A 26,062-nucleotide genomic window follows, 5' to 3' on the forward strand; every position below is an offset into this window, starting at 1 on the left:
AGAGCGTAATCCGGGATTCCCTACACCATTCGTCCCGGTCGGGCACACATCTTTATCCACAAGAAGCGTCTCTAATTTCTCTGTCTGATCGTGTTTGTTAGCGTCTGAATCTGATTGTAGACGTCGCGGTCTGCGTTCATCATCTTTTGAATTTTCGCCGTTGCGTGCATGACTGTCGTGTGGTCTCTCCCCCCGAATTCAGCTCCAATACGTGGAAGAGAGAGATCCGTCATTTCCCGTGCTAAATACATCGCTATTTGGCGTGGATACACTATCGACTGCGATCTCTTATTTCCCACGAGCTCCGTTTGAGAGATCGAGTAAAACTTGCAGACCTCCCTTTGGATGGTCGAAATGGAGATAGGTCTGGCCGACCGCTCAGGAAAGATGTCCTTCAGGACACTGCGAGTAAGCTCAAGCGTCACGGTGCTGCGCGTTAGAGAGCTGAACGCAACAACTCTAATAAGCGCACCCTCAAGTTCTCTAATATTTGAGGACACGCGATCAGCGATGAAAGAAATGACGTCATCAGGAACAACTAAGTTTTCCGTGCCGATCTTCCGTCGAAGTATAGCGATTCGCGTTTCCAAATCAGGCGGCTGGATGTCTGTGGTCAGCCCCATCTCAAAACGGCTTCTCAAGCGTTCTTCAAGTCGCTCGATATCTTTAGGTGGGCGATCGGACGACAACACTACCTGTTTTCCTGCTTGCTGAAGCGTGTTGAATGTATGAAAGAACTCTTCCTGGGTGCCTTCTTTTCCTCTAAGGAACTGAATATCGTCAACGAGCAGGACATCATTAGTCCGGTACTGTCTCCGGAATCCCTCGATGCGCTTCTTGTCGCGATCTCCAATCGAGTTAATAAAGTCATTAGTGAACTGTTCGGTGGAGACGTACTTTACTTTCATGTGAGGGAAAGCAAGCTGCACATATCGTCCGATTGCTTGGAGTAAATGGGTCTTGCCTAATCCGACTCCCCCGTAGACAAAGAGAGGGTTATACGCCCTTCCTGGGGCCTCGGCAACCGCTAGCGCCGCAGCATGAGCAAACTGATTCGACGGACCCATAACGTAGGAATCGAAGGTGTACTTAGGATTGAACCCGCCTTCCCGAGTGACGGCGTTTGCGGGAGCTTCCTCGTCTCTTGATCTCCTCGGCGAAGACGGTATCACCGAGGGAGCTGGTGTCCGGGACTCCTCGGCAGTGGATGGAGATCCTTCGGGCACTGTGAAACGAACGGCCACGGGGCGTTCGCAGACCTGTAGTAGAGCCGAGGTCAACAAACCAGAGTAGCGGGACTCAAGCCACTCCCTCGCAAATTCGTTTTGCACAGAGACTACGAGCCCGTCATCGTCCAATTCGAGGGCGGACGTGTGTTCGAACCACGTCTTAAAAGTCGGCGTGTTTAGTTCTGATCGGACGACAGACAGAACATCATTCCAAACACCCTGCGCATTTGCGTGGTTCATATAGACTCTCCGCAACTCTTCATCGGGTTAGTAGGCTGTCTAGGTATTGAGAGCCGCGCTCGGTTAACACGCGCTTACCGCTCTCATCGGCTCGTATCAAACCGGACTCCTCCAGAAAGGCGAGATCACGGTAGGCCGTCGAGAGGGCAACACGTAGTTCTCGCGAAACGATCGTTGGCCCTGCTTCGCCTAGCTCCAACACAAGCGAAAGCACCTGCTTCTGTCTTGTTGAGAGGGCGGGAAGATCAACTGGGTAGTGGGGCGCGGTGTCGTGCGCTGAGTCGGGAATGGAGTCGGCTTGATGTGATGCTTGGGCGAAAGATATCGTTACTACAGTGCCGTCTCGCAGGTTGTCTTCGATCAAGAGAAACCCCCCAGACAAACCGAGCCACTCCTGAACGATGGGAAGGCCCGATCCTACACCGCGAATGATCCTCTTCATCTCACCTGTGGCGGTTGTGAACCCAGGTAGAATGGCGCGCTTCTTGTCGGGAAGCCCAGGGCCCTGGTCAGCGAAGCGGATGGTGGAGCCCCCATCAAGGATAGATACGACTGGTTCGGCAAAGTTTGCGTGAACGAAGTTTTCTACTAGCTCCCTTATCACGGTGTAGGGAAGACGGCCCCCCGCCTCTTGTGCAAGCGAGTACACCCGCGAGGAAAGGGAGTCGATAAGCTCCCGAGCTTCGGATTCTTCTACATCCTCAGTTCGTGGGGCGGCCACGGGAGAGTCGTAGACGGCCACTCGTGCGCAGAGTCGAGTGTGAGCGGGGTAAGCCGACACGGTGTGGGCCCTCGGGCCGATAGCTTCTAAGGTCGCGGCCCGGGTGCCCGCTTCATCTGTGGCGGCATCAGAGAAAAATGTCTTCATTACGCCCCTCTTTCGACGGAGTGCTGACTGGGCACACCGTTATCAACAACCCCCACCTAAACGCCCATCTCAACAAACACCTGCTATAGACCGTATCCGTGCTCGTTCTCGGAGTGCCTATCACTTTAAACAAGGCCCCAGCGTGCGGTTTCCTCGATGATCCACACAACTTTCCACATCTGTGGAAAAAACACTCTGCACCTAGGTACGAGAACCCTCTAGTTTCCAGCGTAGGGGCCACGAAAGGGTTTCTCTCCTTTCCCGGCTGTTGAAAAGTGGCCGGACGAGCGGAGCGGTGCTGTGGATACCCATAGCGAACGGATTCCGGCAAGCAGCAGAACTCTTGCCCGAGAAGAATTCCGGAATGAGCACCGCGGTAGGTAATCAGAAAAATACCGTACTATCAGGTGTTTTCAAGGAGCTCTTTCACGAAAGCACTCTCGTGCGAGCGGGCTTGAGTCTATCAAGGCGAACAGCGTCCCACAACGGACAGACGGAGGATATCCACAGGTTCAACAATCGCCCCGCCTGGGTTTTCCACACTTTCCACAGATTTCACTTCAATTTGGCGCTCAGCGGAGCTCCCCGCCTTTCGGTCCTGGCATGAGCGGATAGTCTCGCATGTAGCGGACGGTTTGACACTCTTGAAACGGCACAGATATAATTGCCGGGCTTTGCCCCGTTTCGGGGCGTGGAATCGGAGGAATCGTGAAGAGGACGTACCAACCAAACAACCGCAAGCGAAGTAAGACCCATGGTTTCAGGGCGCGTATGTCCACACGGGCCGGGCGCAGGATTCTCGCCAACCGCCGCCGCAAGGGCCGGGAGCTTCTCTCGGCCTAAGCAGGCTACCCGACCACCGGAGCGTGACCGGTGCACACGATTCGCTCGAGGCGGGAGATGGAAGCCATCTTCACCGTAGGCCACCGGGTAGGCAGTCCGCTCGCCGTTGCCCTTATACTCAAGACCCCCACAGAACGCGGCCAGCCCGGCCGCGTTGCGTTTGTGGCGGGCAAGCGCGTGGGCGGTGCCGTTGTCCGGAACCGCTCTAAGCGTGTGTTAAGAGAGGCCGCTCGCAGGATGGGGGCACCTTGGCAGGGAGCCGACGTTGTGCTGATCGCTCGGCGTGGTACGGCTGACGCCCCTCCGGCTGCGATCGACAACGCAGTCGAGTCCCTGTTGCGGCGGGGAGGTGTTCGGTGAATGGAAACACTTCCCAGGAGAGCCGCAGTGGCCCTCGTGAGGGTGTATCAGGCGGTGGTATCCCCGCTCTTTCCACAGTCGTGCCGCTTTCACCCAACCTGTTCGTCGTATGCGATAACATCTCTTGAGCGGTATGGTGTGTTGAAGGGTGCCTGGTTGGCGATCCGCAGGATTACCCGATGCCACCCGTGGAATCCCGGAGGACACGATCCCGTGCCCTAAGATCTGCAGTTGACGGCGAATGGAGGGCCGAAAGCCCTCCTTGAACAAGGAGGTACTCCACCCGTGTGGCAGGCGATCAAAGAGTCAATCTTCGCGGGGCTGCAGTACCTGCACGATGTGACGGGCGACTACGGAGTGGCTATCGTGCTGCTGACGGTAGTCGTACGTTTACTGATGGTCCCCCTCACCGTGAAGCAGACGCGCTCGATGTACGAGCTCCAGAGGATACAGCCCAAGATCAAGGAGTTACAGAAGAAGTACAAGAACGACAAAGAGAAGCTCCAGGAAGAGACGCTCAAGTTCTACCAAGAGAATAAGATCAACCCGTTTGGCGGCTGTCTCCCCCTCCTATTGCAGATGCCAGTATTTCTTGCGCTCTACCAGGTTTTGGGGGGAACGCCTGACAATCCTGGACTTTTCCTCAAGTACGTTGCGGACTTGCCCGAGGCCCAACAAGCAGCGGTTACCAGATTCTGGATATTCCTGCCAGATCTGACCGCCACTCCCGCTGCGGTTTGGGCGGAAGCAGGACTTTTCGCCACACTCCCCTACATCGTGATAGTTGGACTGTTTGGGCTCAGCATCTGGGTTCCGACCATGCTGATGCCAGGCGAGAACCAACAAAAGCAGATCATCGGCATTATGGCTGTAATGATGCTCTACATCGGATGGATCAGTCCCGCCGGCGTACTCGTGTACTGGGTAACGTCAAGCTTGATCGGGATCGCCCAGCAGCAGCTGCAGATGAAGTTCCTCACTCAGAGAGAGGCAGCGTGATAGCGATGTTGCGTGAGTGTGTTGCCGAAGGGCCCACGTTCGAGGACGCTGTTGATGCGGCCCTCGAGATGCTTGGAGTCCAGCAAGACGCCGTCGAATATGAAGTGATCGAGGAGCCGTCGCGAAAGTTCCTTGGGATAGGAGCAGGTCGTGGCGTCAAGGTACGGGCCTGGCTCAAGGACGATTTTGTTCGCGAAATCGAATCCGCACGTATTGATGACGGTGCCACTTTCGAGGCGGGCGACGCGGCGCAACCAGCAACGGGAGAACGTATCACGAGCGACGCGCGACGCGCCCCCTCACAGGTTCCCGATGACTTGAGCGAAGAGGACCTTGACCGCGTTGCCGACACGGCGACAGACGCACTTGAGACCGTGTTGTCTTCCTTCGGAATCGAAGCCGCTATCGAGGAGTATGAGGGAGACGAAGGCGAGATCATACTCGACGTGGTTGGCTCGGATCTTGCGATTCTTATCGGACGGCATGGGCACACGCTCGACAGCGTCCAAGTCCTGATCTCGGCGATCACCCACAAGAAGCTCGGGTTTAGATACCCGGTACTAGTCGATGTCGAGGGGTATCGCAACAGGCGGAAGGGTAAGCTGGAGGAGATCAGCCTGAGAGCCGCCGCGAAGGCAACGAGGCAAGGGTTTCCTGTCAAGCTGAGGCCGATGACCGCTATGGAGAGAAGAATCGTCCACATGACTCTCCGAGACGACGCGAAGATTCGGACCTCGAGCGAGGGAGAAGATCCATTTCGCGCCGTGGTGATACATCCCAACAAGCGCTAACACCACTTCCCAACAAACACCAGCACCATAGCGATTCAGACACTGTGACGACGCGCCGACCGGCGCGTCGTTTACGTTATTGCGGGATGACAGTGCGGCGAAGCACGATGTGGCTGATGCAGTTTATAGGGCCGCGTTGAAAGAACAAACGGACGGTGTTGGGGGATTGGCTGGAAGCGCACCAGGTCTCGATCATCCGTAGGCTCGATGAGCGGCACAATTCGAGGGGCGGTCGAGCGGGTTGGCAGCAGATGGTCATAATGAATCGTGTGACCGAGGCGGCGGCTCTATTAGTTTTGTGGCCGAGAGTACAGCGGAAAGCCCACGAAATCTGAAGTGTGACGGCGAGGGGCGCACACGGCCCGGAACCCCCACGCTTGTGCCAAAGCTCCACCAATCGGGGAGTTTCGGCGCGCATCGGCGACGCCGCTTCGTTCTTATGGCTAGGTGAACGACCAGGGCGTGGACGTTTCACCAGCCCCAACATAAGCGTTGCATCTACACGATTGAGTCAGATCGCTAGGCAGTGGTCGGGATTATCGGGATCTTTGGTTGAAGGTGTCGCCGGTTGTGCTGCCCAACAGGATAGACCGCTGATTGCCGGGGGATGTTTCACGTGAAACAATGGGCGTGAGGAACGCAGTAGTTTCACGTGAAACATAGGTGAGAGATGAACATGAGAGATGCAATAATCGCCGCCTGTGGTCGACTTACGGTGTCAATATCCGATAAACAGGCGTATTTGCTCTCGAAGCATCTGGAAATGGTTCTAGACGGCAATCGCAAGTTCAACCTTACAGCAATCACCGATGTCGCTGATGCGATTGTTCTGCACGTGGTTGATTCCCTGATGGTGCTTCCCGAGATATCGAGTGCTCCAGAAGGGCCCATTGCGGACATAGGAACTGGGCCGGGGTTTCCAGGGATTCCGCTTGCGGTCATGACTGGCCGACGAGTTGACCTAGTTGAGTCAATTGGCAAAAAAGCACGGTTCCTTGAAACCGTGGTCGACACACTTGAACTGTGTGACACCGTCAAGGTGATCAACGAGCGCGCCGAACAACTTGCCAGCCACACACGTGGCGCATACGGAGCGGTCACGGCCCGAGCAGTCACATCGCTTCCCGCACTGGTCGAGCTCTCTGCGCCCTTGCTAAGACTCGAGGGAATCCTTGTCTCTCTGAAAGGACGGGTTGGAGCGGATGAACTAGATTCCGGCGCGAAGGCCGCGGCGATGGTGGGTCTCACCTACTCCGGAATACGGAAATACACCCTCCTAGATCACGATGCCGCTCGCAGTTGTGTGACATACACAAGAACAGGCAGCTCAAGCATCCAATTGCCAAGGAGGGCTGGTTTGGCACAGCGAAAGCCACTCGCGTGATCCCAAGTGGACGGTTATTCGGGTTGAATGAGCGCTTCTCATGTTCGCAGCTAACACATATACTGCAAGTCATCGCTTTGCAGTGCGCGAGGGAGGGAATCAGGTGTCAGGCGGAACCGATACGGGCGCTACGGCCACCAAGCGCGCAAGAGTTTTTGCGATAGTCAATCAGAAGGGCGGTGTGGGCAAGAGTACTACCGCCGTCAACCTTACCGCATGCCTGGGCGACGCCGGGAAGAAGGTTCTTCTTGTGGACCTGGATCCGCAGGGCAACGCAACGTCCGGCTATGGTCTCAACAAGAACCAGCGGCAATCGTGCATTTATGACGCTCTTCTTGGCGGCGAACCCATGGAGGGGCTGATCGAACCCGTCGAAATCGAACGTGTGTTCGTTGTTCCGGCGACCATCCAGCTTGCAGGAGCCGAGATCGAACTTGTATCGGCGATGAGTCGTGAGGGGCGGCTCAAGAGCATCCTAGAGTCTGTTGTGTACGACTTTGACTACATCATCATTGACTGCCCGCCGTCGCTGGGGCTGCTCACCATCAACGCCCTTACTGCGGCAAATGGTTTGATCGTCCCGATTCAGTGTGAGTATTACGCCCTAGAGGGCCTTTCAAAGCTTCTTGATAGCGTACGGCTCGTGAAGGCACACCTGAATCCTGAACTTGAAGTCTTCGGCGTGGTGATGACCATGTACGACGTGCGGACTCGTCTTTCACAACAGGTGGTGGACGAGGTCAGGGACTTCTTCGGGGAGAGGGTCTTCGAGTCCCTGATACCGCGGAGTGTTCGGCTGTCGGAGGCTCCAAGTTTCGGACAGCCAGTGACCCTTTACGACCCCACCGGCAAGGGGGCGGATTCCTATCGAGCACTGGCGAAGGAAGTGATCGATCGTGTCGACTAGACGAGGTCTTGGGAGAGGGTTATCGGCGCTCATCCCTAACGCGGTGCAGGCCGGATCAGGAGCCGAGGCATATGAGATTCCCATCGATCAGATCACCCCTAACCCTCGGCAGCCACGAACCGACATAGATGAAGGCGGCATCGCTGAGCTCGCGGAATCGGTACGAGCCGTCGGCGTCCTGCAACCTATCATTGTCCGACCGCATGGCGCGGGATACCAGATTATCGCTGGTGAGAGGCGGTGGAGGGCCGCGCGCGCCGCAGGGCTGGAGCGGGTCCCCGTTCGTGTGCTCGCCACATCGGAGACCGAGTCGCTTGCGCTGGCGCTAATAGAGAACCTTCAGCGGGAGGATCTCAACCCCATCGAGGAGGCGCGCGGTTATCGAAGATTGTTGAGCGAGCATCAGATGACCCAGGCGGAACTTGCCGAGAAGGTTTCGAAATCGCGCTCAACGATTACCAATGCACTGCGGCTCCTGGATCTTCCAGAAGAGGTGCAGGTGCTTGTCTACGAGGGCAAGCTTAGTGCGGGGCATGCGCGGGCGATTCTCACCGTGCAAGACGAGGCATCTCGAGCGCGACTCGCAGAAAAGGTTGTCGCTGAAAAACTCTCGGTGCGCGAGGTAGAGAATCTGGCGAGACTCTATCTTGTCGGCCAGACCGATCGTCCTCCACGTTCACCCGCACCGAAATCGTTCAAGATCGTGGCCCGGAAGCTGCGTAAAGTGCTTGGCACGGCGGTGCGTGTGCGGCATACAGAACGCAAAGGCAAGATCGAGATCGACTTCCACGGCGAAGATGAGCTGGAACGGATCTACAGGATCCTCGTTGAGGGGGAAGCAGAGCGCAAGATAGGGGAGGAGGCACAGTGACTCGCTACAAAGTGGAATATTTTGCCATAGGCGCAATTTCCGGCATGATCGTCGGAATCGTTGTAGGTCTCCTTGTGGCACCAGCCAGCGGGGATCGCACCCGCCGGAGGCTAGTTGCTGAGGCGCGAAGGGCTGCGAACGCGGCTAAGGCAGTGGCTGAGCGGGCGGAGGAGGCGGCAGAAATTCTTAGTGGCCGGGTGGAGCACTACCTCGGCCGTGATGAAGAAGCGGCGTGGCGAAAGGTCCGGGAGATCAAAGAGGGCGTTCAGCGCTACACAAGGGCGCAAACCGTTCAGTAGTGATGTCAGACGTGCGTGAGACGATGACCCCGACAAGAGAGGGGACGTCGTGCCACTGACGATTGTCACCGGACGGGCGAACGCAGGGAAGACACGTATTCTTCACGAGGCCGTGGAGAGATCCTTGGATGCGGGAGACAGCCCCGTGCTACTCCTTCCCGCTCTGCCAGATGTTGAGCGGGTACAGCGCGAACTTGCCGAAAAGGGCATGAGTGGCGTACGGATTGCCGCTTTCGATACGTGGTTTGCCGGGCAGTGGGCGGTTCATGGCGATGGGCGCCGACTTGTCAGCGAACATGAGCGTCGAGCTCTGGTCGTGCGCGCGATTGAAAGAACCGCTCTGCGGCACGTTGCCGAAAGTTCTGCATTTCTGGGCTTCGCCGCGGTGGTCACTTCTTTGGTGAGAAACGTGGGCTCTAGTGACCTTCTCCGGATGCCGAAACATGATGACCGTCTGGCAGAGATCGTTCACGTAGTTGAGTCGTACACAAGACTTCTTGAAAGCCACTGGCTTGTGGAGCAATCGGTGGCGATGAGAGGGCTCGGAACATCTCCGCCGCGGCTCGATGGTGTGGTCGCCGTGAACAGGTTCGTGACCCTATCTGAGCCGCAAGAACACCTCATACGCGGGATTTCGTCAGTGGGGGAGGTGTACGTCTCGCTCACCTGGGAGCGAGGTCATGCGGCGACCGAGTGGATCACAGAACTCGTGGAGCGCCTGCTCAACTGCGGAGCAAGCCATACGGTGTGTCCCCCAAAGCCCGCGCGCGACGAGCTTGATCTGCTGGAGGCCGGACTATTTAGGCCTTCTGCGACGATCACCCCAACCGGTACGGTGCGGCTGGTTCACGCCACGGGACCCGAGGAAGAGGTCGCCGCCGTGTTCGAAGAGATAGAAGGCTTTGTGCGGAGGGGCGTGCGCCCGGACCGGATCGCCGTTGCTTTCAGAGATCCGGATCGCAGAATTCACCTGCTGAGCGCCGCTGCAGCGAAGGTCGCCGCACCGGTCAGAATCGAGGCGCTTAGGCCCCTGGCGAGAATGCCGTTTGGCGCAGCGCTGATGGCGCTGCTTGATGTGGTCCGGAAAGAGACAAGGGATAGAACCCGCTTTCTTGCTTTCGCGTCGAGCCCTTACTCGGGTGTGCCGCTCGATCGTGTGGCGGCCGCCGATTTGGGTTGGCGACGGGCACGATTGTCCGGAGTCGATCTCCTGGAGTCGGCTTGCTCGCTGGGCAGCAACATTTCATCGATCGTTGCTGCCGCGCTGCGTGTCACAGGCAAAGACACGGTAAGCGACGATGGCTGGAAACAACTGGCTGGATTAATGCTCTCAGCCGCCCGAGACCGGCATCCAGTCGGCTCCGTTGAGGCCTTGCAGGACGCGGTGTGTCATGAAGGCGTCGTCGCAATGGCATCGTCGCTTGCTCAGGTGTCGGGGGGGCAGGCCAGGCTCGATGATGCGATTGAAGCGCTGCGCTCGATTCATGTGCCAGTAGTGCTCGGGCCCGAGGGTCCTGCCGTAGTCGTCACTGAGGCGCATAGGCTACAGTCGCGGCGTTACGAAGTCTTGATCGTCGCCGGGCTTTCAGCAGATGAGTTCTCCCCTGATAGGCCGAAGCGCCTTGCACGGGAGATCGCGGAAGCGCTCGGAGTGGATGATCGAGCGGCTGGCAGCGAGTCTGAGCGAGCGCTCTTCTACTCGCTGGTTACGAAGGCCGCGCGACAACTCGTGCTCGTGGACCCCACGGCCTCTCCAGGAGGCGACGGTCCCCGGCGCTCATCCTTCGTCGACGACGTGCTTGACCTCTACAGAAGCTCACAAGAGCGAGCCGAGGGGGACGCGCCGTCGCAACCGCCACCGGGTCGCGGCGGGCCAGATGGCTTGCCTGGGCGCTCGGAATTGTCGCTGGGTGTGGATCGCTCGAGCCTTCGGAGGCGAGCCGCTCCCGGCCTGTTAGACATCCAGTGCCCCGAAGTGGGAAAGGTGGACAGTCGCGAATACACGGTGTCTGAGTTAGAGACATACCTGAAGTGCCCGTTCCGTTGGTTTGCGCAGTACGCCGCACGCTTGAGTCCGATCGACGTCTTACTCGGGCCTGCCGAGACGGGCACCCTCGCCCACGCCGCGCTCGCTGGATTCTACAGAGCGTGGACCGAGAAGCACGGACTGCAACGCGTCACGCCATCAACCGTGCACGATGCGGTGGCGCTACTAGCCGAGGTTTGGGCGGCCGCTGTAGAAAAGCAATGGGACGCTGGCGTCGCAGGACGATACATGCTGGATAGGACTCACCAGCGCGCAGCGGCTCTGATCAGGGATGACGCTGAGGCTCTACCGGGATTCGCTCCCACCGAACACGAATACCGGTTTGGCGCGTCAGTCGGACGCCCGTTTGAAATCGACGGGTGTCACCTCAAGGGAAGTGTTGACCGCATCGACTCAGGCACGACAGGCATCGTCGTCATGGACTACAAGAGCGGAAGCGGGATACTCGGGCATGGCTCGTTCGGATCCGCAGGGCTGCTGCAACTACCGGTGTATGCCGCAGTCGCGGCTCGATACTTTGACCGCCCAATCGCGGCCATCGTGTATCGCTCGCTTAGCACGCTTCAGGTTCGTGGCGCGTGGAACTCGGCGCGAGTCGATCTGAGTGCGCGCGGCACTCGTACGGATACTGTCGATGACGAGGGGATGGAGAAGGTGATCGCGCAGGGGGAGGCGCGCCTGGCGGAGGCATGCGCGGGGATTCGCGCGGGCAAGATCGCCCCGCAGCCAGTGAAAGGCGCGTGCCGATTCTGTCCAGTCTCTCCCGTTTGCGAACAGGAGGAGCGGTTGTGGTAGCGCGGTTGAACGACGATCAGCGGCGTGCGGTAGAGCATGTTGGCGGACGGTTACTCGTGACAGCCGGCGCCGGTTCAGGCAAGACCCGCACTCTAGCCGAGCGCTTTGCGCGCGCCGTCGACTCGCATGGTCCGGAGACCGGTTGCGACGTGAATCGCCTTCTCACCATCACATATACAGAAAAAGCGGCGGGTGAGCTGGCTGAACGTGTCCGGGCCGCGTTACGAAACAGGGATCTCGGAAACGAGGCCCGGAAGGTGGACGGCGCGTGGATATCGACGATACACGCGTTTTGTGCAAAGGTGCTGCGCCGCGAAGCGCTGATTGCCGGAATCGACCCTGCATTCCGAGTGGCTGATGAGGTCGCAGTCGCCGCACTGGGGGTCAAAACGTTTGACGAGGTTGTCAGCGCTCGACTCGATCGCGGCGATGAGGGAAGTGAACGCCTCTTTGAGGAGTACGGATACGAGGAGGTGAGAGCCGCTGCCGCCTCGCTTAGCCGAACACTTCGTGCGCGGGGAATTGGGGCCCCGCACGTGGCGCTCGAAGCCGTCCGTTCGATCGAGGACCTCGTGGCCGAAGCAGAAGCGCTGTTCGCGGAGGCGGGCGAGTGTTTCGCGGCGTACTGTGGACGGGCGACCACGCCGGCCGCTCAACAAGCGGCGTGCCACGGAGTACTCGAAAGACTCGACCGGATGCGCACAAGCCACGGTGATGAAATCAGCCGAGCGCGTGCCGTATGGTCAGCGATCGTGGAGTTCGACGCGGCGCTTCGGCCAACAAAGGAAACTGCCGAGGCGGTCGAGCGGTTGAAGGACGGCCGTGCCGCTCTCGCGGCGCAATGCTCGGCAATTGTCGCTCATGCGGACGCTAAGGCGCTTCTCAATCTCAGCAATGAATACATGGAGCGCTTCCAGGCAGCCAAGAAGGAATTGAGCGTGCTCGACTACGAAGACCTCATCATCGAGACGGAGCGATTGTTTGTGCGTCACCCGGACGTGCTCGAACGGTACCAAGCTTGGTTCAAGCTTGTCATGGTCGACGAGTTCCAGGACACCGATGAGCTTCAGCTCGCCCTAATCGAGCGGATCGCAGGGGCGAACCTCGCGACGGTCGGTGATGTCAAACAGTCGATCTATGCATTCCGCGGCGCGGATGTCGAGGTATATCGTAGGCATCGGGAGTCTATGGCGAACGCCAACGCCGAGCGGGTAGTGCTGTCCGACAACTACCGGTCCCATGAGGATTTGATCCGATTCGTCAACCGCGTGTTCAGTCAGGATGAGCTGTTCGGTCCAGAAGAGGAAGGGTTGCGTGCGGCACGCACGGATCCCGCCCCAGTGCGCATCGCTAGCGGTAGCCCGCGTGTCGAGATCTGTGTCGTGGATACCCGCGATGGAGGCACTGTTCGAGAGACGTGTGCAGTCGAGGCCCGTGTAGTCGCGCAACGCTTCTCTGAGCTGCGAGATGCGGGGTTCGCTCCTTCTGAGATGGTCGTATTACTGCGAGCGTACGCAGACGCGCCCACGTTTGCCGACGCACTCGAGCAGGTCGGGTTTGTCACCAGCGTGGTCGGGGGCAACCGATTCTTCGAGCTTCGCGAAGTGGGCGCGATGCGCGCGCTTTGCAGAGTGATTGCCAACCCGCACGACGATGAAGCGCTTGCACAGTTGCTCGTGTCTGACCTTCTCGAGGGCGGAACTCGCCTTCTCGCTCGATGTGCGGCTATCGCGCACGAAAGCCAGCAGCGCCGCTCTCTTTGGGATCGCCTTAGCCGGGTGGCCAAGAGCACGGATCAGGACAGTGAGCGAGCGGCAGTGATTGTCCGAATCGTGGAGCGAGCGCGGGACGCTGCTCCCGTGACGGGGTTGGCTCAGGCGTTGGCCAGCGCCGGTGAAGGACTGGGAATCGACGCGTACCTCGACGCACTCGGAGCTCAAGGCCGCATCATTAGAGCCAACATCACCCAGTTCTACAGAAAGGCGGCCGCATTCGAGGCCGCAGGCGGAATGGGGGCCGCCGGACTTGCCGCCTCGCTCGACGCGGAACAAGCGGTCGGGGTACGACACGGCGGGGTCACGTGCGTAGGGGGAGCGGAAACGGTGACGATCATGAGCGTGCATGCCGCCAAAGGCCTGGAGTTTCCCGTGGTCGCGGTACCGACGCTCTCGAAAAAGACGGTACGGACAGCGAGAGGGTTCTGGTTGCTTCGTGTGAAAGACGGGCTGGCCAGACTCAGCGTGCGACCGTCGATGGAACGCGTCTCAAGCCAGGACAGGAAGCTTACGACCCCACCGCTCTTCGCCGAGCTTGCCAAGACCGACGCGGTTTCCCAGCGAGAAGAAGCGATTCGTGTGTTCTATGTTGCCTGCACCAGGGCCAAAGAGGTGTTGGTGCTCACAGGCTCCGCTCCGGTCGAAGAGGGACTGGGGGGAGCTGACACGCCGCTGGCCTGGGCACTCAGTGCGTATGGCCGCTGTCTCATCGATCCTGTCCTCAGCATGGATTCGGGAAGTTCGGTCACAGTGAACGCGGAGGGCATTCCCGTACGCATCGAGAAGCGAGACGGGGCGTGCGGTGAGGAGCCGCATAACGGCGGATCACAGCCGCCCTCGGTAGTGACGGTAGCGATACCGTCGACCGTCGCCACGGTTGTTCCAGGGGCACGCGAAACGCCGCGGCTGAGCCGACCGAGACGGATCTCATACACCGATCTTGCCCTTCACCAGCGGTGCTCGCTCAGGTACTGGGCTGAGCGTGTTGCCGGTATGGGGAGAGCCGCCGCATCGAGTCCGGCGAGCGCCAGGGCGTCAGGATCAGCAATGCACGTGCTACTGCAACAAGCGTTCGTCACAGGAGAGCTTCCGGATGCTGCTCGCGTCACCGCAGTCGCCCGAGGCCTCAGGCTATCCGACAGCGAAGCACGGGCTCTCCGGGAAACGACGGAGACGTTTCTTCGCACTCGGTACGGACGTGAGCTTCTAGCCCGGCGGCGGCAAGCCAAAACGGAGATGCCATTCGGGGTCGTGCTGGGAGGGGAGGGGGGTCCGTTGCTGGTAGGAGCAATTGACGTGTGTTTTCTCGGTGGCGGGGGTGCTGAGCTGGTCGATTATAAGAGCGGGCGCGGGTCGTTTGAGAAGGACAGATCTAGGTCGCCGGGTGAGGCATACGAACTCCAGGCCAAGTGCTACGCGCTTGCAGCGCTGATGGGCGGAGCGGAGACAGCGACGGTGAGATTTGTGTACCCAGAGGTGCTTGGAGGCGACCGTGAACCGCGCCAGTTGCTGTATCGCTACGAGTCCCGTGACGCGAAAAGGATCGAGAGCTCGCTACTTGCGCAGTGGGAGGCGATGGCTGACAAGCCATATCGAGCTACCTCCAGGTGGTGCCCGGAACCGTGCTCCGGGTGTCCCGCGTCCGGTTCGGTGTGCGAACTCACCGATCCGCGGCTCGGCGCTGTGTGAGCTGACCGCACGCGGCCTCGATGTCGGCACCACGTTCGATCCTTACTGATGCCTCTGTGCCGCTGCGGGTAAGTGCCGAGGCGAACTCACGCGCCCGGGTCCCGGAAGGACGGGCGAGAGTGGCGACGGGTGTTGGATTTACAGGAATGATGTTGACGTGACAGTGCAGGCCCCGGCAGAAAGAGATCAGCGCGTCGAGCTCGGCGGCAGAGTCATTGACTCCGCCGATCAGGGCGTATTCGAGACTAGGACGTCGGCCAGTAATGGCTATGTAGCGCTGGAGGGCCGAGCGCAACTCCGACAGGGGCTGTTTCCGCATAGCTGGAACGAGATGGTCACGGGTCGTTTGTATGGCTGAGTGAATCGAGACAGCTAACGTGAACTGTTCCGGCTCAGCGGAAAGGCGATTGATACCCGCGACGATGCCGCACGTGGAGACGGTGAGATGCCGCGCTCCAATACCGAGAGCGTCGGCGTCGTTCATCAGGCGCAAGCCGGCGAGCGTCGCGTCGTAGGCGGCGAACGGCTCTCCTTGTCCCATCGCGACCGCGTTCGTCACGCTTCGGCCGAGGTCCGCTCCCACAAGCATGACTTGCATCGCCATTTCGCCGGCGCCGAGGCTTCGCTTCAGTCCACTCGCGCCGGTTGCGCAAAAGGAGCACCCCATTGCGCAACCGGCTTGCGTGGAGAAACACACGGTGAGCCGTTCTTTCGTGGGCAAGCCCACGCTTTCAACGGTCACACCGTCGTAAAGCTCCCAAAGATAGCGTCTCGTGCCGTCGACAGAGGACGTCTCTCGCGCTGCAAGGCGCGGGAGCACGATCGGCATTTCGTTGGCGAGGACATTTCGCAAAGAGGAGGGCAGGTCCGTCATCCCGGCGTAGTCGTTCGCGCCGCGCTGATAGACCCATCGTAGAAGTTGGGCCGTGCGGTAGGATGGCTCGCCTAAAGCTGCGAGGACCCGCTCGATCTCGCTTCTTCCGAGCACCGTAAGTGGCGCGCGCCCGGTCATCGCGGTGGAGCCGGGGTGGGGGTCACGCACCAGTGACTGCTCAGGTGAGTTCCCCAAGCGCCTTCTTGTATTCGTCACGATGCGACGCCTCGTACTTGCCGACCGAGCGGAAGAAAAACGCGATGTCGTCGAAGCCCTCCTCTTCGGCTGCCGCCGCGAACAGCGGGTACATGTCTTGACACTCGTAGTCCTCTCCGGCGGCGGCTTTCTCCAGGTTCGCCCGAGTGTCTCCAAACCCGCCCATGTAGGCGAGGTGGCCGTGAGCGTGGGCGGTCTCTTCGCGTGCGGCTCTATCGAACGCGTCAAGAACCGACTGAGGCGCTCCCTCGAGCTCCGCGATTCTCCGGAAGAGAGTGTACATCCGATTGGCTTGTGACTCACCCGAGTACGCCGAGCGGAGATTCTCCAGAGTCTTAGTGCCCTCAAGATCGGGGAGATTCGTGTATGGGGCAAAGAGGCTTCGCGGAGCTCCGCACACTGGACAGATATCGGGGGCCGGTCCGACATGCAGATAGCCACATCCCTTGCAGCGGTTCATTTCGGTCATGGGTGCTCCTCTCGGGCAGTGGCGCGCGGGCGGCGCAGCCGTGTTGGCAAGCGTGAGCGAATGGACGTGCATGCGGGCCTCACGTTGCTGTCATCCCCGTTTCCGATACGTTCTAAAACAGAATGATTCCTGCATGCTATTTACTATTGCCAGAAGTAGGTTGCTGGGGTAGAACGTGAGATGAATCATTTGAGCTCACGCGCGTATTTGGCAAGGCACTACTCTTGTTCGCGGAGAACGGAAAGAGCGGGAGGTGTGGCGGTGAGGGCGTCCCGGTTCGTAGCCGCGACTCTCGTCGTCGGGGCGATTGCTCTAACGGCGGGGGTTGCTCTCGCGCTTCCGCCCGCACCAATAGAGGCGTTTGAGTCGGCGCAAGCGTGCGGGTGTCATGCGGAGTTTGTCGAGCAGTGGAGCACATCGATGCACGCGCAAGCGGTCACCGACCCTCTCTACCAGTACAAATTAAGAAAGGGCAATGAGCAGACTGGTGGGACGATAGGACCGTTTTGCGAGACGTGCCACTCACCGGCAGCGGCGATGTTCGGGGAACTCGGACAAGATGAGTACTCACCGGTGGCGATGGAAGGTGTCACGTGTGACGTCTGCCATCAGGTCACCGGGCACACCGAGCCCATCGGCAACACGTCTCTCGTATGGACACCGGACGGGGTCAAGAGAGGCCCGCACGACGACGCGGTCTCTCCAGCCCACGCGACCGCATACTCGGAGATCCACACGAGTGCCGAAATCTGCGGCTCGTGCCACGACGTGAGGCATCCCGGCAATGACCTCTTGCTTGAAGGTACGTACACCGAGTGGAAGAACGGTCCCTACGCTGCCGAAGGCATACTCTGCCAGGATTGCCATATGACCCCCGGACCCGGAGTAACCAAGCCTAATCCTGGCAGGTCAGCGGCGGGTGCTCCGGAACGGGAGCACATCTACATCATGACATTCGTGGGAGGTAACGCGGGCCTCGGCGATCCGATCCTGGCCGAGGAGCGATTGCGGGCCGCTGCGGCCATCGAACTCACCGCGCCAAAGGTAACTGAGCCGGGCCAACGCGTTCCGGTAACCGTGCGCATCACGAACGTGGGCGCCGGTCACTACCTGCCTACGGGACTGACGGATGTGCGCCGGATGTGGCTAGAACTCATCGCGGTGGGGCCGGACGGACAGGCGATCGAAATAGGACGCAGGGAGTTTCACACGGTATTCCACGACGCCGAGGGAAACTCGCCGGCCGAGATATGGTTTGCCGTTGGAGTGGAAAGCGATGATCGTATCCCACCGAGAGAGTCCGTCGAGAACACGTGGGACGTGACGATGCCGGAAGGTCCACTCGAGCTGAAGGCAACTCTGTACTACCGGTCGGCGCCAGAGGAGATGGCGAAAGCGGCTGGGGTGGAGATCCCGACGACCACGATGACCGAGGCGGCGGCGACGGTCTTCACGAGCGACACGGAGGCTGCGGTCAGTGAATCGGCACCTGGCATCGCGCGAGGCGATGACAACACCACCTTGCTAGTAACCGCGGTGCTGGCCGCCGTGGTGCTGCTCGCCGCTATCGGCGCAGGGCTCGTCTGGAAGTTTCGCAACACGTCCTGAGCGCGCCCAGGCATGACGCGCCCAGGCACCAATTGTGAGCCGCTAGTCTGTTTGCGGATCTTCAGGAACGGGAACCCCCGGCGCTCCAGGCGTTGGGGTTGCCTCACGCGTTGGCATTTCGAGGTTCGCGGGTTTTACCCCGACTTCCATCTCGACATCTATCAGTTCGCCGTTGCGCCAGAGGCCCAGCACGACGACGTCACCAATGGCGTGACGGCGAACCTCGAGGATGAGGTCGTCCATGCCTCGGATCACGACTTCGTCGAGTTTGACGATCACGTCACCCGGCCCGATTCCCGCTTCCGCCGCCTTGCCGCCCTCAATCACCTCAACGACCCACGCGCCCGAAGCCGTGGGCAGGTTTTCTGCCGCGGCGAGCTCTTCGTTCACTGTCTGACCTACGACGCCGAGGAACGGGTGCTGAGCTACACCGGTTTCGATCAGTTGGTCAGCGATGCGCAGCGCGGTGTTAACCGGCACCGCGAATCCGATGCCTCCGGAAGCTCCCGTCTCCGAGAAGATCGCAGTGTTGATGCCCACAAGTTTGCCCTCACGGTCAACGAGAGCGCCCCCCGAGTTGCCAGGGTTGATTGCCGCGTCCGTCTGAATCACGTCCACAAGCGGGTAGACGCCGGGCTGGCCTCCCGCAGACGTGATGGACCGCCCAATCGCTGAGATGACTCCGGATGTCACGGTGTGGGAGAGACCAAAAGGAGAGCCGATCGCGGTTACAAGCTGGCCGACCGCTATCGTTGAGGAGTCGCCGAGAGCAACGGCGGGCAGCGAAATCGGCACGTGCACCACCGCAATATCCGTGTCGGCGTCAAGGCCGACGAGGGTGGCCGAGCGCCGCTCTCCGTCCGTGCCGCTGACATGGATGGCGTCCGCGCCATCTACCACGTGCGCGTTGGTAAGAATGTACGTGCCGCCATCGGAAGCCTCACGAAAAGCGACGCCGGAGCCGTTTCCGGCGCGTGGGGTGTCGGGATGGCCTTCGGGAAGCGAGCCGTCGCGAGCCGTGCTGACTCCTTCGACCTCGATGTTGACGACACTCGGAAGCGCGGCGGTGGCCGCGGCAACTACCGGCTCGTCAGTCTCGGCCGGTACGACGGTGATGGTGCCCGATTTCTGTGTAGCGCCCCCCAGATGGCCGACGATCCATGCTCCGGCAAGACCGCCAAAGCCTCCGGCAATCGCGCCTGCGAACAACGAGACCGCAAGGGCGATGGCGACGACTGCGCCCGCCGAGATGCCCTGCCGCGGTGGGCTCGTGTAGCCGACGTTGGGTGAGGACGCGTCAACGGCTGGAGGAGCCGGAGCATCGTGCGGAGTGGGAGTCTGGTCGTACATGGTTCACCTCGGTGTCATCTAGTGCCGGATGAGTACCCGATCTGACGCATATACTATGCCGGGTTGGTGTGCGGTGCGACTCTCGGCGAGAAATTGCACCAAAGCACCACACGGCGGGGGGCGGTTGGCGAACATCGAGGCGGAGTGAGGTGTCGCATACGGCTAGGGAACGTGTGCTCACGTGTGATGGTCGACAGATCGATGAGAGAGTGGTGCTCGCTCTCATCGCAGCGGGCACGTTCCTCGCACCGCTCGATTCGAGCATCGTCAATATCGCGCTTCCCGCGATCGCCGGCGATCTAGGGGCGCGTCTTCCCGCAGTGGGATGGGTGGCGACCTCGTACGTGCTGACGATCGCGTCGCTTGTGCTTGCGATGGGCCGTCTTGCCGACATTCACGGGTTACGGCGCATCTACGTGCTGGGCTTCCTCGTATTCGCAGCGGGTTCAGCGGCGTGCGCTATCGCGCCCTCGCTCGGTGTGCTCATCGCGACGCGCGTGCTGCAGGCAACGGGGGCGGCGATGATGTTTGCCGCAGGCCCGGCACTGTTGAACAGTGTCTTTCCTCGTGAGCGCAAGGGGTGGGCCATCGGTTGGATCAGCTTGTCGGTCTCGGCGGGGTTGACCGTAGGACCCGCCCTCGGAGGCACGCTCGTCGAGCTTTTTGGGTGGCAAGGCATATTTGTGATCAACGTGCCGCTCGCGCTTGGGATTGCCGCGGTTGCGCGACGGATTCTTCCGGAGGACTGCCCCGGCTCAGAACCGTTTGACATTCCTGGCGCGGTGCTGGCGGCAGCCGCGCTCACGCTATCGTTGCTGGCGCTCTCCGAGATATCGCGCTCTGGACCGATAGCAGTGTCGACCTTGGCACTTGCTGGCGGCGCGGTGGTGTGCGGCGCGGCGTTCGTTGCGGTTGAGAAGAGGGTCGCACACCCGCTGCTCGATCTTTCGCTTTTCGAGCGATGGCCGTTATTGGCGGGTCTGCTCGCGGCGGTACTTGGCTACGTGGCCCTCTTCTCGGTGACGTTTACTATGCCGTTCTATTTGATGAGCATTCGGGGATTGTCGCCCCAATCCGCCGGATTGCTGCTCACAGCGACTCCGCTCGCCATGGCGGTCTTCGCTCCGCTCGCCGGCCGGGCCTCGGATCGAGGCCAAGGGCACCGCTTATCGACCGTCGGCCTCGGGTTGCTCGCCGCGACACTCGGCTGCTTTACGCTGCTTGGACGAGAGACGCATCCAGCGCTCATTGCTCTCGGACTATTCTTGGTGGGAACGGGCCTGGCGATCTTCCTGTCTCCCAACACGGCGGACATTCTCCGCGCGACCCCCCGGGCTCGTGCAGGTGTCGGGTCGGCTCTGATCGGGCAGGCGCGCAACATCGGGATGGCGTTTGGGATCGGTATCACGGCCCTTGTGATCTCGCTCGGCACCGGTGACGTGGACGTGATGTCGTCGCGCGAAACGCTGTCGCCCGCCCAAGGGGAGCTTTTCGTGAGCGCGATGCGCTCCGCGTTCGCGCTGGCCGCACTGCTCTCGCTTGCGGCCGGAGCGCTTGCATGGTCGAGAGGCGCGAATCGGGCAGTGAGAGGGAGAGGGAGTATCGACGAGCTGGCGCCGCCTCGCGTAGACTCACGACCAACGACGGCGGGAAGTGGGGACCATGAGTGACGAGTGTGTAGCGCCGCCCGAGTGCCCGCCACGAAGCCAGACTGGCGGCGTCGCATGGTGGCCGTTTTTCGCCAATCTTGCCGGGTGGGCGGGGCTTGTCGCCGCGACTGTATACCTGCTCGGTGGACCGCAGGCGACCACCGTGCCACTGGAGAACCCCGCGTACCCCGTCTTACTCTTGGCCGCCGTCACCCTGACCGCGTTTGGGCCGCTCATGGCCCTCTTCGTGTGGCTCGTGGCGTGGAGCGCGGCTGCCCCGGAGTGCCGGAGCGGCCTGCTCACGACGGCACTCGTGCGTGGTGCGGGCGCCACTGCGGCTGGGGTGCTCGTGTGGTGGGCGGCGCTCATCATCGTTGATTCGATTCGTCTCGGAGCACTCGGATGACACACGCGCGACCGGAGGAGATCAGGTGAACGAGAACCGCTCAGCGCTGCGTGTCGCTGTTCTCATGGGTGGGCGCTCCGCAGAGCGAGAAGTCTCGCTCAACACAGGGGCACAGGTCGCCTCGGCATTGGCCGAGAAGGGCCATGACATCGTGTGCATCGACACGCTTGAGCACTCCTTCATCACACAGATAGTGTCTGCCGAGCCAGACGTGGTATTCATCTGCCTCCACGGACGTTTTGGTGAGGATGGGACCGTACAGGGCCTGCTCGAGCTACTCGAAATCGCGTACGTGGGATCAGGTGTGCTCGCGAGCGCTCTGGCCATGGACAAAGTGATGTCCAAGCACTTCTTCAGTCATGCGGGCATCCCGACTCCCGACTACGTCCACGTGCGCGCGGGTGAGCATGTGGACGCGGCTCAGATAGCCGTGCGCGTTGGAGAGAAGAGCGTCGTGAAGCCGGCCAACGAGGGGTCAGCCCTCGGCGTCACTATTGTTCACGAGCCCGGAGAGCTTGCTGGAGCACTTGCCGAGGCGTTCCGTTACGACGATGACGTGCTTGTCGAACGGTTCATCGCCGGCGTGGAGGTGACGGTCGGCGTGATCGGCAACGAGGACCCGATCGCGCTGCCCACACTCGAGATCGTTCCAGAACATGAGTTCTACGACTACGAGTCAAAGTACGTGCCGGGCATGAGCCTGCACATCATCCCAGCCCGGATCAGCGAGAGCGCGGCGCTGGAGTGCCAGCGGCTTGCGCTCGCAGCCCACCGCGCCCTCGGCTGCCGGGGCATGTCACGCGCGGACACGATCGTGGACGGCTCCGGAGAAGTGTGGTTGCTCGAGACGAACACGATACCCGGCATGACCAAGACGTCTCTCCTTCCGGACGCGGCGCGCGCGGCGGGCATTGAGTTTCCTGAGCTCTGCGAAAGGCTCGTCCGGCTTGCGCTAGAAACCCGGTAGCTACGCTCTACGCTGGTCGAGATCAGGCGGCTGGCAGGTCGATAACGAACCGCGCCCCGCGCTCGCCATCGGGGCGGGCCTCGGCTTTCACGGTGCCCCCATGGCTTTCGATGATCGCGCGCACGATGTAGAGGCCCAATCCAATACCCGGGCGGTTTTCGCCAGCTTCTCGCAATCGGGCGAACCGTTCGAAGATGATTTCGCGTTCGCTTTGGGGAATGCCGGGCCCGTCGTCGTGCACGGCGACGGTGATCCGATCGCCGCGCGGCTCGACGAGGATGCGGATCGTCCCGGAGGGGGGCGTGTGCTTGATCGCGTTGCTCACAAGGTTGACGAGCGCTTGCCGGAGCCGCCGCTCCTCGCCGAGGACCACACCTCGCCCTTCGAGGGTGACAGACAGCGTGTGCTCCGTCGTGTGCTCGAACGAGGTGACGGTTTCCTCGGCGAGATCCGAAAGCGAGACCGGCTCCAACATGACGGGCGAGAAGAGTTCTTCGGCGCGGGTAGCGCAAAGCAAGTCCTCGAGCAAAAGCCCCATGCGCTCAGCGCTCCGTCTTGCGGCACCTGCGGCTTTGAGCCGCGACGCATCAGGAAGCGGGCGTTCGAGGAGGTCAAGGTATCCGCCGATGACGGTAAGCGGCGCACGCAGATCGTGCGTGACGAGGGATACGATTTCGTCGCGGATCGCGTCGACACGCAACCGTTCGGTCACGTCGCGGCCGGTCAGAAGTGTCGTGCGGCGAGGGTCGTCGTGCTCCACGGCCCTGAGCTCCGCCCAACGCGTGGGAATTCCGGGACCGGCAAATTTCGCGACAACGACCCGGTCGAGGGCGCGGAGGAGAAGCTCTTCTGTCGAGAGGGATTCTCCTGTTTCGGATTCGATCGTCAGGGAGTCGAGGAACGAGGAAAATGCGACCTGTGAGCGTCCGGCTGGAAGGCCAAACAGCGCCGAAGCGGCGGCGTTGACGAGCGCTACCTGGCCGTCTCGCACAAGTATCTTCGCTTCAAAGGAGTCGTCTACCGCGAAACGCAAGGCGCTCGCCGCCTCGGTCGCCTCGGCCTGCTTTCTCGCAAGGTGGTCCAAGAGGCTCTCATAGACCTCCGCGAGTGTGCGCATCTCGGATGGGAGCCAGGGGTCGACGGCGAGGGGTGCGACCGCGTGACCCTCCAGCGCCGCGTGGCCGTGGTGCCGCACATGTCCCACGAGTGTCTCCAGCGGGCGGCGAATGAGGATAGTGAGACCCACTCCCACGAGCAGACCGGCGATCACCGCGAGGCCCGCCGCAACAAGCAGCGAGAGTGTGAGCACATCCGCGGCGCCTCGATCGGCCTCCGCGGACGCTGAGATCCAGCCGACGGATCGTTCGTCGATGCCACGAAGTTCGGCCCTGAGCCATGTGCCGTCGGGTGAGTCCGTGAAGAGCGTGATGCCGAGATGCTCTGTATCGGTGCCGGCGAGCACTGTGTCGCCCGGTTGTGTGATGTAGGTGCGAGTGAAGGTGAGCGGATGACGGGACGGGAGTCCAGCGGTATCGAGCATACGCAGGACCGCGAGCGATCCCGTGCTCGCGCTAAGTGGAGTCAGCGAGATGACGGCCACACCGTCTTCGCCGACCGCGATGAGCCCGGAGGTTGCCTTCGCGCCGAGCGCGTCCACATGAGAAGTGATAGCGGCTACCGCATAAGGGGCACCTTCGTGTGCGACTACGCGCCCGTCGGCTGTCACGAGAGCAGCGGCGTCGATCACCGTACGGTCCACGAGGGCGGCGAGCCGGATGTTGCCAAGCGACAGAGCCGCGGGATCATCAAGGTCGATGAGGTTCGGGGAGATGGCGCCGCTCACCCCGATCGTCTCTACGAGCTCAGTCTGCGCCTCCAGATCGTAGGCCAGAGCGCGGAGAGCCTGTCGAGCTTCGTGTTCGATCTGGTTCGGGCGGTCAATCGCGAACAGAAGGAGGAAGACGGACGTGCCCACGACAACGAGTGCGACGTTGGCGAGGAGCACCGTGAGGGTGAGGCGGGATCTCAGGCTCGACGGCAAGATGCGCGCGAGAAACGGCTGTCGTACAGCCGCCGTCACGGGACTAACGTCCGTTCCGCGGCCATCTTGCGTGCGGCAGGTGTCGCTGCAAGGCCGCCTCGGCCCGTCTCTCTCAGGTCCTCGGGAAGTGAGCGTCCTACCGCGGACGCCGCGTCGACGACCTCGTCGAAGGGGACCGGAAATGTCATGCCGGCTAGCGCCATCTCCACAGCCGCTAGCGCTACGGCCGCCCCGGTGGCGTTACGGGCCACACACGGCACTTCGACGAGTCCTCCGATCGGGTCGCAGACGAGGCCGAGAAGCCCCTGGAGCGCGAAGGACGCCGCGTGTCCTGCCGCCTCGGCTGAGCCGCCCGCCATTTCGACGGCTGCGGCTGCCGCCATCGCAGCGGCCGAGCCTATCTCGGCTTGACATCCCCCTGCCGCACCGGCGAGTGAGGCGCGCGCGGCGATGACTCCGCCTACCGCAGCTGCGGTGAGCAGCGCGTCCACGATGGCCTCGTCACTGGCGCCGATCTGCTCGGCGACGGTGACGAGCACCCCCGGCAGCACGCCTGAAGCTCCACCGGTCGGCGCGGCGACCACGCGTCCCATAGCAGCGTTGACCTCGGCGACGGCGAGCGACGCGGAGAGCGCCCGTCCAAACTGCGGGCCAAGCAACTCGTGGCTTGAGCGCTCAAGGCGTGCGGCGTCGCCGCCGACTCGGCCTGACCGGGAGAGTGCCCGTCCGCTTCGCCCTTCGTCGATGCCCTCGCGCATCGTCTTGAGGATGTAGTTCATGCGTGCGCGGATGGCTTCGGGCGGCTCGCCTGAGTCGAGCATCTCTCGTGCGAGGGCGGCTGCCGAAAGCGAACCGTGCCCGGTCGCCGCATCAGCTAGGGCATCGAATGATTCGAACGCCATGCTCGGGACTCCTTTCCACAACTACCATCGTACTCCTCAGAGCAGAACAGCGCGACGGCGCGCGATCGGTACACGTGCCCGGACGCCTCCTCCTTTGCAGACGGGATGTGGAAGTATTGACGGACACTTGACAACCGATGTAGCATGGGCGTGCAGATAGATTAGTGGACACTAAGTGTCTAACGTTCTAACTAGGAGGCAGCCACGATGGCGTCACACGCTCACGCAACCGGCTCACACACGGGCGCAACGCTCACGCTCGACAAGCTTCGTAGAGGTGAGTCGTGCGAGGTGGTGGCCATCGGGGACGAGATGGCGCGCATCGCCGCGGTGCGTTTTGGGATGGCAGAAGGCGCGTGTATCTCGTGTATCACCCGCGTGCCTGCGGGTCCGATAGTGGTGCGCTCGGGGATGCAGGAAATCGCGATCGGACGCAAGCTCGCCCAGCGAATCAACGTGCGGCCTTTGAGAGGGGACAATTAG

General features: G+C 61.2%; 24 protein-coding genes. 16 read left to right on the forward strand and 8 right to left on the reverse strand.

Annotated elements, in window-relative coordinates; translation table 11 throughout:
- Nucleotides 1-71: 71 nt before the first annotated feature.
- Both dnaA and KGZ40_03665 read right to left on the reverse strand, forming a co-directional pair.
- Nucleotides 72-1,469 (reverse strand): chromosomal replication initiator protein DnaA, encoded by a 1,398-nt coding sequence (gene dnaA / locus KGZ40_03660; GenBank protein ID MBS3956614.1) that lies wholly within the window; start codon nucleotides 1,467-1,469, stop codon nucleotides 72-74.
- 19 nt (nucleotides 1,470-1,488) lie between these two features.
- Nucleotides 1,489-2,337 (reverse strand): hypothetical protein, encoded by an 849-nt coding sequence (locus KGZ40_03665; protein MBS3956615.1) that lies wholly within the window; start codon nucleotides 2,335-2,337, stop codon nucleotides 1,489-1,491.
- A 708-nt stretch (nucleotides 2,338-3,045) separates the two neighbouring features.
- Between KGZ40_03665 and rpmH the strand changes: the two genes are divergently transcribed.
- The 9 genes from rpmH to KGZ40_03710 all read left to right on the forward strand — a co-directional run bounded on the left by rpmH (nucleotide 3,046) and on the right by KGZ40_03710 (nucleotide 8,791).
- Nucleotides 3,046-3,180: a 50S ribosomal protein L34 gene (rpmH, locus tag KGZ40_03670; GenBank protein ID MBS3956616.1), complete on the forward strand. Its 135-nt coding sequence runs from the start codon at nucleotides 3,046-3,048 to the stop codon at nucleotides 3,178-3,180.
- Nucleotides 3,181-3,237: 57 nt separating this feature from the next.
- The gene (gene rnpA / locus KGZ40_03675) at nucleotides 3,238-3,540 is read left to right on the forward strand and encodes a ribonuclease P protein component (protein MBS3956617.1); all 303 of its coding nucleotides are present in this window, start codon (nucleotides 3,238-3,240) and stop codon (nucleotides 3,538-3,540) included.
- Nucleotides 3,541-3,762, forward strand: a complete 222-nt coding sequence (gene yidD / locus KGZ40_03680) for a membrane protein insertion efficiency factor YidD (GenBank protein MBS3956618.1) — start codon at nucleotides 3,541-3,543, stop codon at nucleotides 3,760-3,762.
- 63 nt (nucleotides 3,763-3,825) lie between these two features.
- Complete coding sequence (locus KGZ40_03685) at nucleotides 3,826-4,539, forward strand: YidC/Oxa1 family membrane protein insertase (protein MBS3956619.1); 714 nt, start codon at nucleotides 3,826-3,828, stop codon at nucleotides 4,537-4,539.
- Between the two features lie 68 nt (nucleotides 4,540-4,607).
- Nucleotides 4,608-5,330 carry a KH domain-containing protein gene (locus KGZ40_03690; GenBank protein MBS3956620.1) on the forward strand — a complete coding sequence of 241 codons (723 nt, stop codon included), beginning with the start codon at nucleotides 4,608-4,610 and terminating at the stop codon, nucleotides 5,328-5,330.
- A gap of 670 nt (nucleotides 5,331-6,000) precedes the next feature.
- Nucleotides 6,001-6,714 (forward strand): 16S rRNA (guanine(527)-N(7))-methyltransferase RsmG, encoded by a 714-nt coding sequence (rsmG, locus tag KGZ40_03695; GenBank protein ID MBS3956621.1) that lies wholly within the window; start codon nucleotides 6,001-6,003, stop codon nucleotides 6,712-6,714.
- A gap of 40 nt (nucleotides 6,715-6,754) precedes the next feature.
- Nucleotides 6,755-7,621, forward strand: a complete 867-nt coding sequence (locus tag KGZ40_03700; protein MBS3956622.1) for a ParA family protein — start codon at nucleotides 6,755-6,757, stop codon at nucleotides 7,619-7,621.
- Complete coding sequence (locus KGZ40_03705) at nucleotides 7,611-8,492, forward strand: ParB/RepB/Spo0J family partition protein (GenBank protein ID MBS3956623.1); 882 nt, start codon at nucleotides 7,611-7,613, stop codon at nucleotides 8,490-8,492. Before KGZ40_03700 ends, KGZ40_03705 begins: the two co-directional genes overlap by 11 nt.
- Nucleotides 8,489-8,791 carry a YtxH domain-containing protein gene (locus tag KGZ40_03710; protein MBS3956624.1) on the forward strand — a complete coding sequence of 101 codons (303 nt, stop codon included), beginning with the start codon at nucleotides 8,489-8,491 and terminating at the stop codon, nucleotides 8,789-8,791. The genes KGZ40_03705 and KGZ40_03710 overlap by 4 nt, the downstream gene beginning before the upstream one ends.
- A 148-nt stretch (nucleotides 8,792-8,939) precedes the next feature.
- Here the strand turns inward: KGZ40_03710 and KGZ40_03715 are convergent, their stop codons facing one another.
- A complete protein-coding gene (locus KGZ40_03715) occupies nucleotides 8,940-9,263 on the reverse strand; it encodes a hypothetical protein (GenBank protein MBS3956625.1) in 324 nt (107 codons plus the stop codon).
- Nucleotides 9,264-9,317: 54 nt separating this feature from the next.
- On the opposite strand from KGZ40_03715, the gene KGZ40_03720 reads away from it, so the two are divergent.
- Nucleotides 9,318-11,633: a PD-(D/E)XK nuclease family protein gene (locus tag KGZ40_03720; GenBank protein MBS3956626.1), complete on the forward strand. Its 2,316-nt coding sequence runs from the start codon at nucleotides 9,318-9,320 to the stop codon at nucleotides 11,631-11,633.
- The gene (locus KGZ40_03725; protein MBS3956627.1) at nucleotides 11,627-15,097 is read left to right on the forward strand and encodes a UvrD-helicase domain-containing protein; all 3,471 of its coding nucleotides are present in this window, start codon (nucleotides 11,627-11,629) and stop codon (nucleotides 15,095-15,097) included. Before KGZ40_03720 ends, KGZ40_03725 begins: the two co-directional genes overlap by 7 nt.
- Here KGZ40_03725 and rlmN read toward each other — a convergent pair.
- Together rlmN and KGZ40_03735 are read right to left on the reverse strand one after the other, a co-directional pair.
- Nucleotides 15,069-16,139, reverse strand: a complete 1,071-nt coding sequence (gene rlmN, locus KGZ40_03730; GenBank protein MBS3956628.1) for a 23S rRNA (adenine(2503)-C(2))-methyltransferase RlmN — start codon at nucleotides 16,137-16,139, stop codon at nucleotides 15,069-15,071. The two genes, KGZ40_03725 and rlmN, sit on opposite strands and share 29 nt — an antisense overlap.
- A gap of 10 nt (nucleotides 16,140-16,149) precedes the next feature.
- Nucleotides 16,150-16,656 (reverse strand): hypothetical protein, encoded by a 507-nt coding sequence (locus KGZ40_03735; GenBank protein ID MBS3956629.1) that lies wholly within the window; start codon nucleotides 16,654-16,656, stop codon nucleotides 16,150-16,152.
- A gap of 261 nt (nucleotides 16,657-16,917) precedes the next feature.
- On the opposite strand from KGZ40_03735, the gene KGZ40_03740 reads away from it, so the two are divergent.
- Nucleotides 16,918-18,264, forward strand: a complete 1,347-nt coding sequence (locus KGZ40_03740) for a hypothetical protein (GenBank protein MBS3956630.1) — start codon at nucleotides 16,918-16,920, stop codon at nucleotides 18,262-18,264.
- Between the two features lie 42 nt (nucleotides 18,265-18,306).
- Here KGZ40_03740 and KGZ40_03745 read toward each other — a convergent pair whose 3' ends face one another.
- Nucleotides 18,307-19,614, reverse strand: a complete 1,308-nt coding sequence (locus KGZ40_03745) for a trypsin-like peptidase domain-containing protein (GenBank protein ID MBS3956631.1) — start codon at nucleotides 19,612-19,614, stop codon at nucleotides 18,307-18,309.
- A gap of 173 nt (nucleotides 19,615-19,787) precedes the next feature.
- Here KGZ40_03745 and KGZ40_03750 point away from each other — a divergent pair, with 173 nt between their 5' ends.
- From KGZ40_03750 to KGZ40_03760, 3 genes are all read left to right on the forward strand, one after another.
- Nucleotides 19,788-21,284, forward strand: coding sequence for an MFS transporter (locus KGZ40_03750; protein MBS3956632.1), 1,497 nt, complete (start codon nucleotides 19,788-19,790; stop codon nucleotides 21,282-21,284).
- Entirely contained in the window at nucleotides 21,277-21,669 is a 393-nt protein-coding gene (locus KGZ40_03755; protein MBS3956633.1) for a hypothetical protein, read from the forward strand. Before KGZ40_03750 ends, KGZ40_03755 begins: the two co-directional genes overlap by 8 nt.
- Nucleotides 21,670-21,733: 64 nt before the next feature.
- Nucleotides 21,734-22,636, forward strand: a complete 903-nt coding sequence (locus tag KGZ40_03760) for a D-alanine--D-alanine ligase (GenBank protein MBS3956634.1) — start codon at nucleotides 21,734-21,736, stop codon at nucleotides 22,634-22,636.
- A 22-nt stretch (nucleotides 22,637-22,658) separates the two neighbouring features.
- On the opposite strand, the gene KGZ40_03765 is transcribed toward KGZ40_03760, so the two are convergent.
- The gene (locus KGZ40_03765; protein MBS3956635.1) at nucleotides 22,659-24,716 is read right to left on the reverse strand and encodes a hypothetical protein; all 2,058 of its coding nucleotides are present in this window, start codon (nucleotides 24,714-24,716) and stop codon (nucleotides 22,659-22,661) included.
- Complete coding sequence (gene sdaAA / locus KGZ40_03770; GenBank protein ID MBS3956636.1) at nucleotides 24,713-25,579, reverse strand: L-serine ammonia-lyase, iron-sulfur-dependent, subunit alpha; 867 nt, start codon at nucleotides 25,577-25,579, stop codon at nucleotides 24,713-24,715. The genes KGZ40_03765 and sdaAA overlap by 4 nt, the downstream gene beginning before the upstream one ends.
- Nucleotides 25,580-25,786: 207 nt before the next feature.
- Between sdaAA and KGZ40_03775 the strand changes: the two genes are divergently transcribed.
- Nucleotides 25,787-26,062 (forward strand): ferrous iron transport protein A, encoded by a 276-nt coding sequence (locus KGZ40_03775; protein MBS3956637.1) that lies wholly within the window; start codon nucleotides 25,787-25,789, stop codon nucleotides 26,060-26,062.

The sequence above is a fragment of the Clostridiales bacterium genome (assembly GCA_018333995.1).
In the GTDB taxonomy this organism is placed as follows: Bacteria; Actinomycetota; Coriobacteriia; order Anaerosomatales; family SLCP01; genus JAGXSG01.

Excerpts from the sequence above, each read along its gene's own strand:
- yidD (MBS3956618.1), top strand. The coding sequence starts at position 3,541 with ATGGAAACACTTCCCAGGAGAGCCGCAGTGGCCCTCGTGAGGGTGTAT.
- dnaA (MBS3956614.1), bottom strand. The coding sequence starts at position 1,469 with ATGAACCACGCAAATGCGCAGGGTGTTTGGAATGATGTTCTGTCTGTC.
- KGZ40_03745 (MBS3956631.1), bottom strand. The coding sequence starts at position 19,614 with ATGTACGACCAGACTCCCACTCCGCACGATGCTCCGGCTCCTCCAGCC.
- KGZ40_03700 (MBS3956622.1), top strand. The coding sequence starts at position 6,755 with ATGTTCGCAGCTAACACATATACTGCAAGTCATCGCTTTGCAGTGCGC.
- KGZ40_03735 (MBS3956629.1), bottom strand. The coding sequence starts at position 16,656 with ATGACCGAAATGAACCGCTGCAAGGGATGTGGCTATCTGCATGTCGGA.
- KGZ40_03775 (MBS3956637.1), top strand. The coding sequence starts at position 25,787 with ATGGCGTCACACGCTCACGCAACCGGCTCACACACGGGCGCAACGCTC.
- KGZ40_03755 (MBS3956633.1), top strand. The coding sequence starts at position 21,277 with ATGAGTGACGAGTGTGTAGCGCCGCCCGAGTGCCCGCCACGAAGCCAG.
- KGZ40_03760 (MBS3956634.1), top strand. The coding sequence starts at position 21,734 with ATGGGTGGGCGCTCCGCAGAGCGAGAAGTCTCGCTCAACACAGGGGCA.
- KGZ40_03690 (MBS3956620.1), top strand. The coding sequence starts at position 4,608 with ATGCTTGGAGTCCAGCAAGACGCCGTCGAATATGAAGTGATCGAGGAG.
- sdaAA (MBS3956636.1), bottom strand. The coding sequence starts at position 25,579 with ATGGCGTTCGAATCATTCGATGCCCTAGCTGATGCGGCGACCGGGCAC.
- rnpA (MBS3956617.1), top strand. The coding sequence starts at position 3,238 with ATGGAAGCCATCTTCACCGTAGGCCACCGGGTAGGCAGTCCGCTCGCC.
- rsmG (MBS3956621.1), top strand. The coding sequence starts at position 6,001 with ATGAACATGAGAGATGCAATAATCGCCGCCTGTGGTCGACTTACGGTG.
- KGZ40_03665 (MBS3956615.1), bottom strand. The coding sequence starts at position 2,337 with ATGAAGACATTTTTCTCTGATGCCGCCACAGATGAAGCGGGCACCCGG.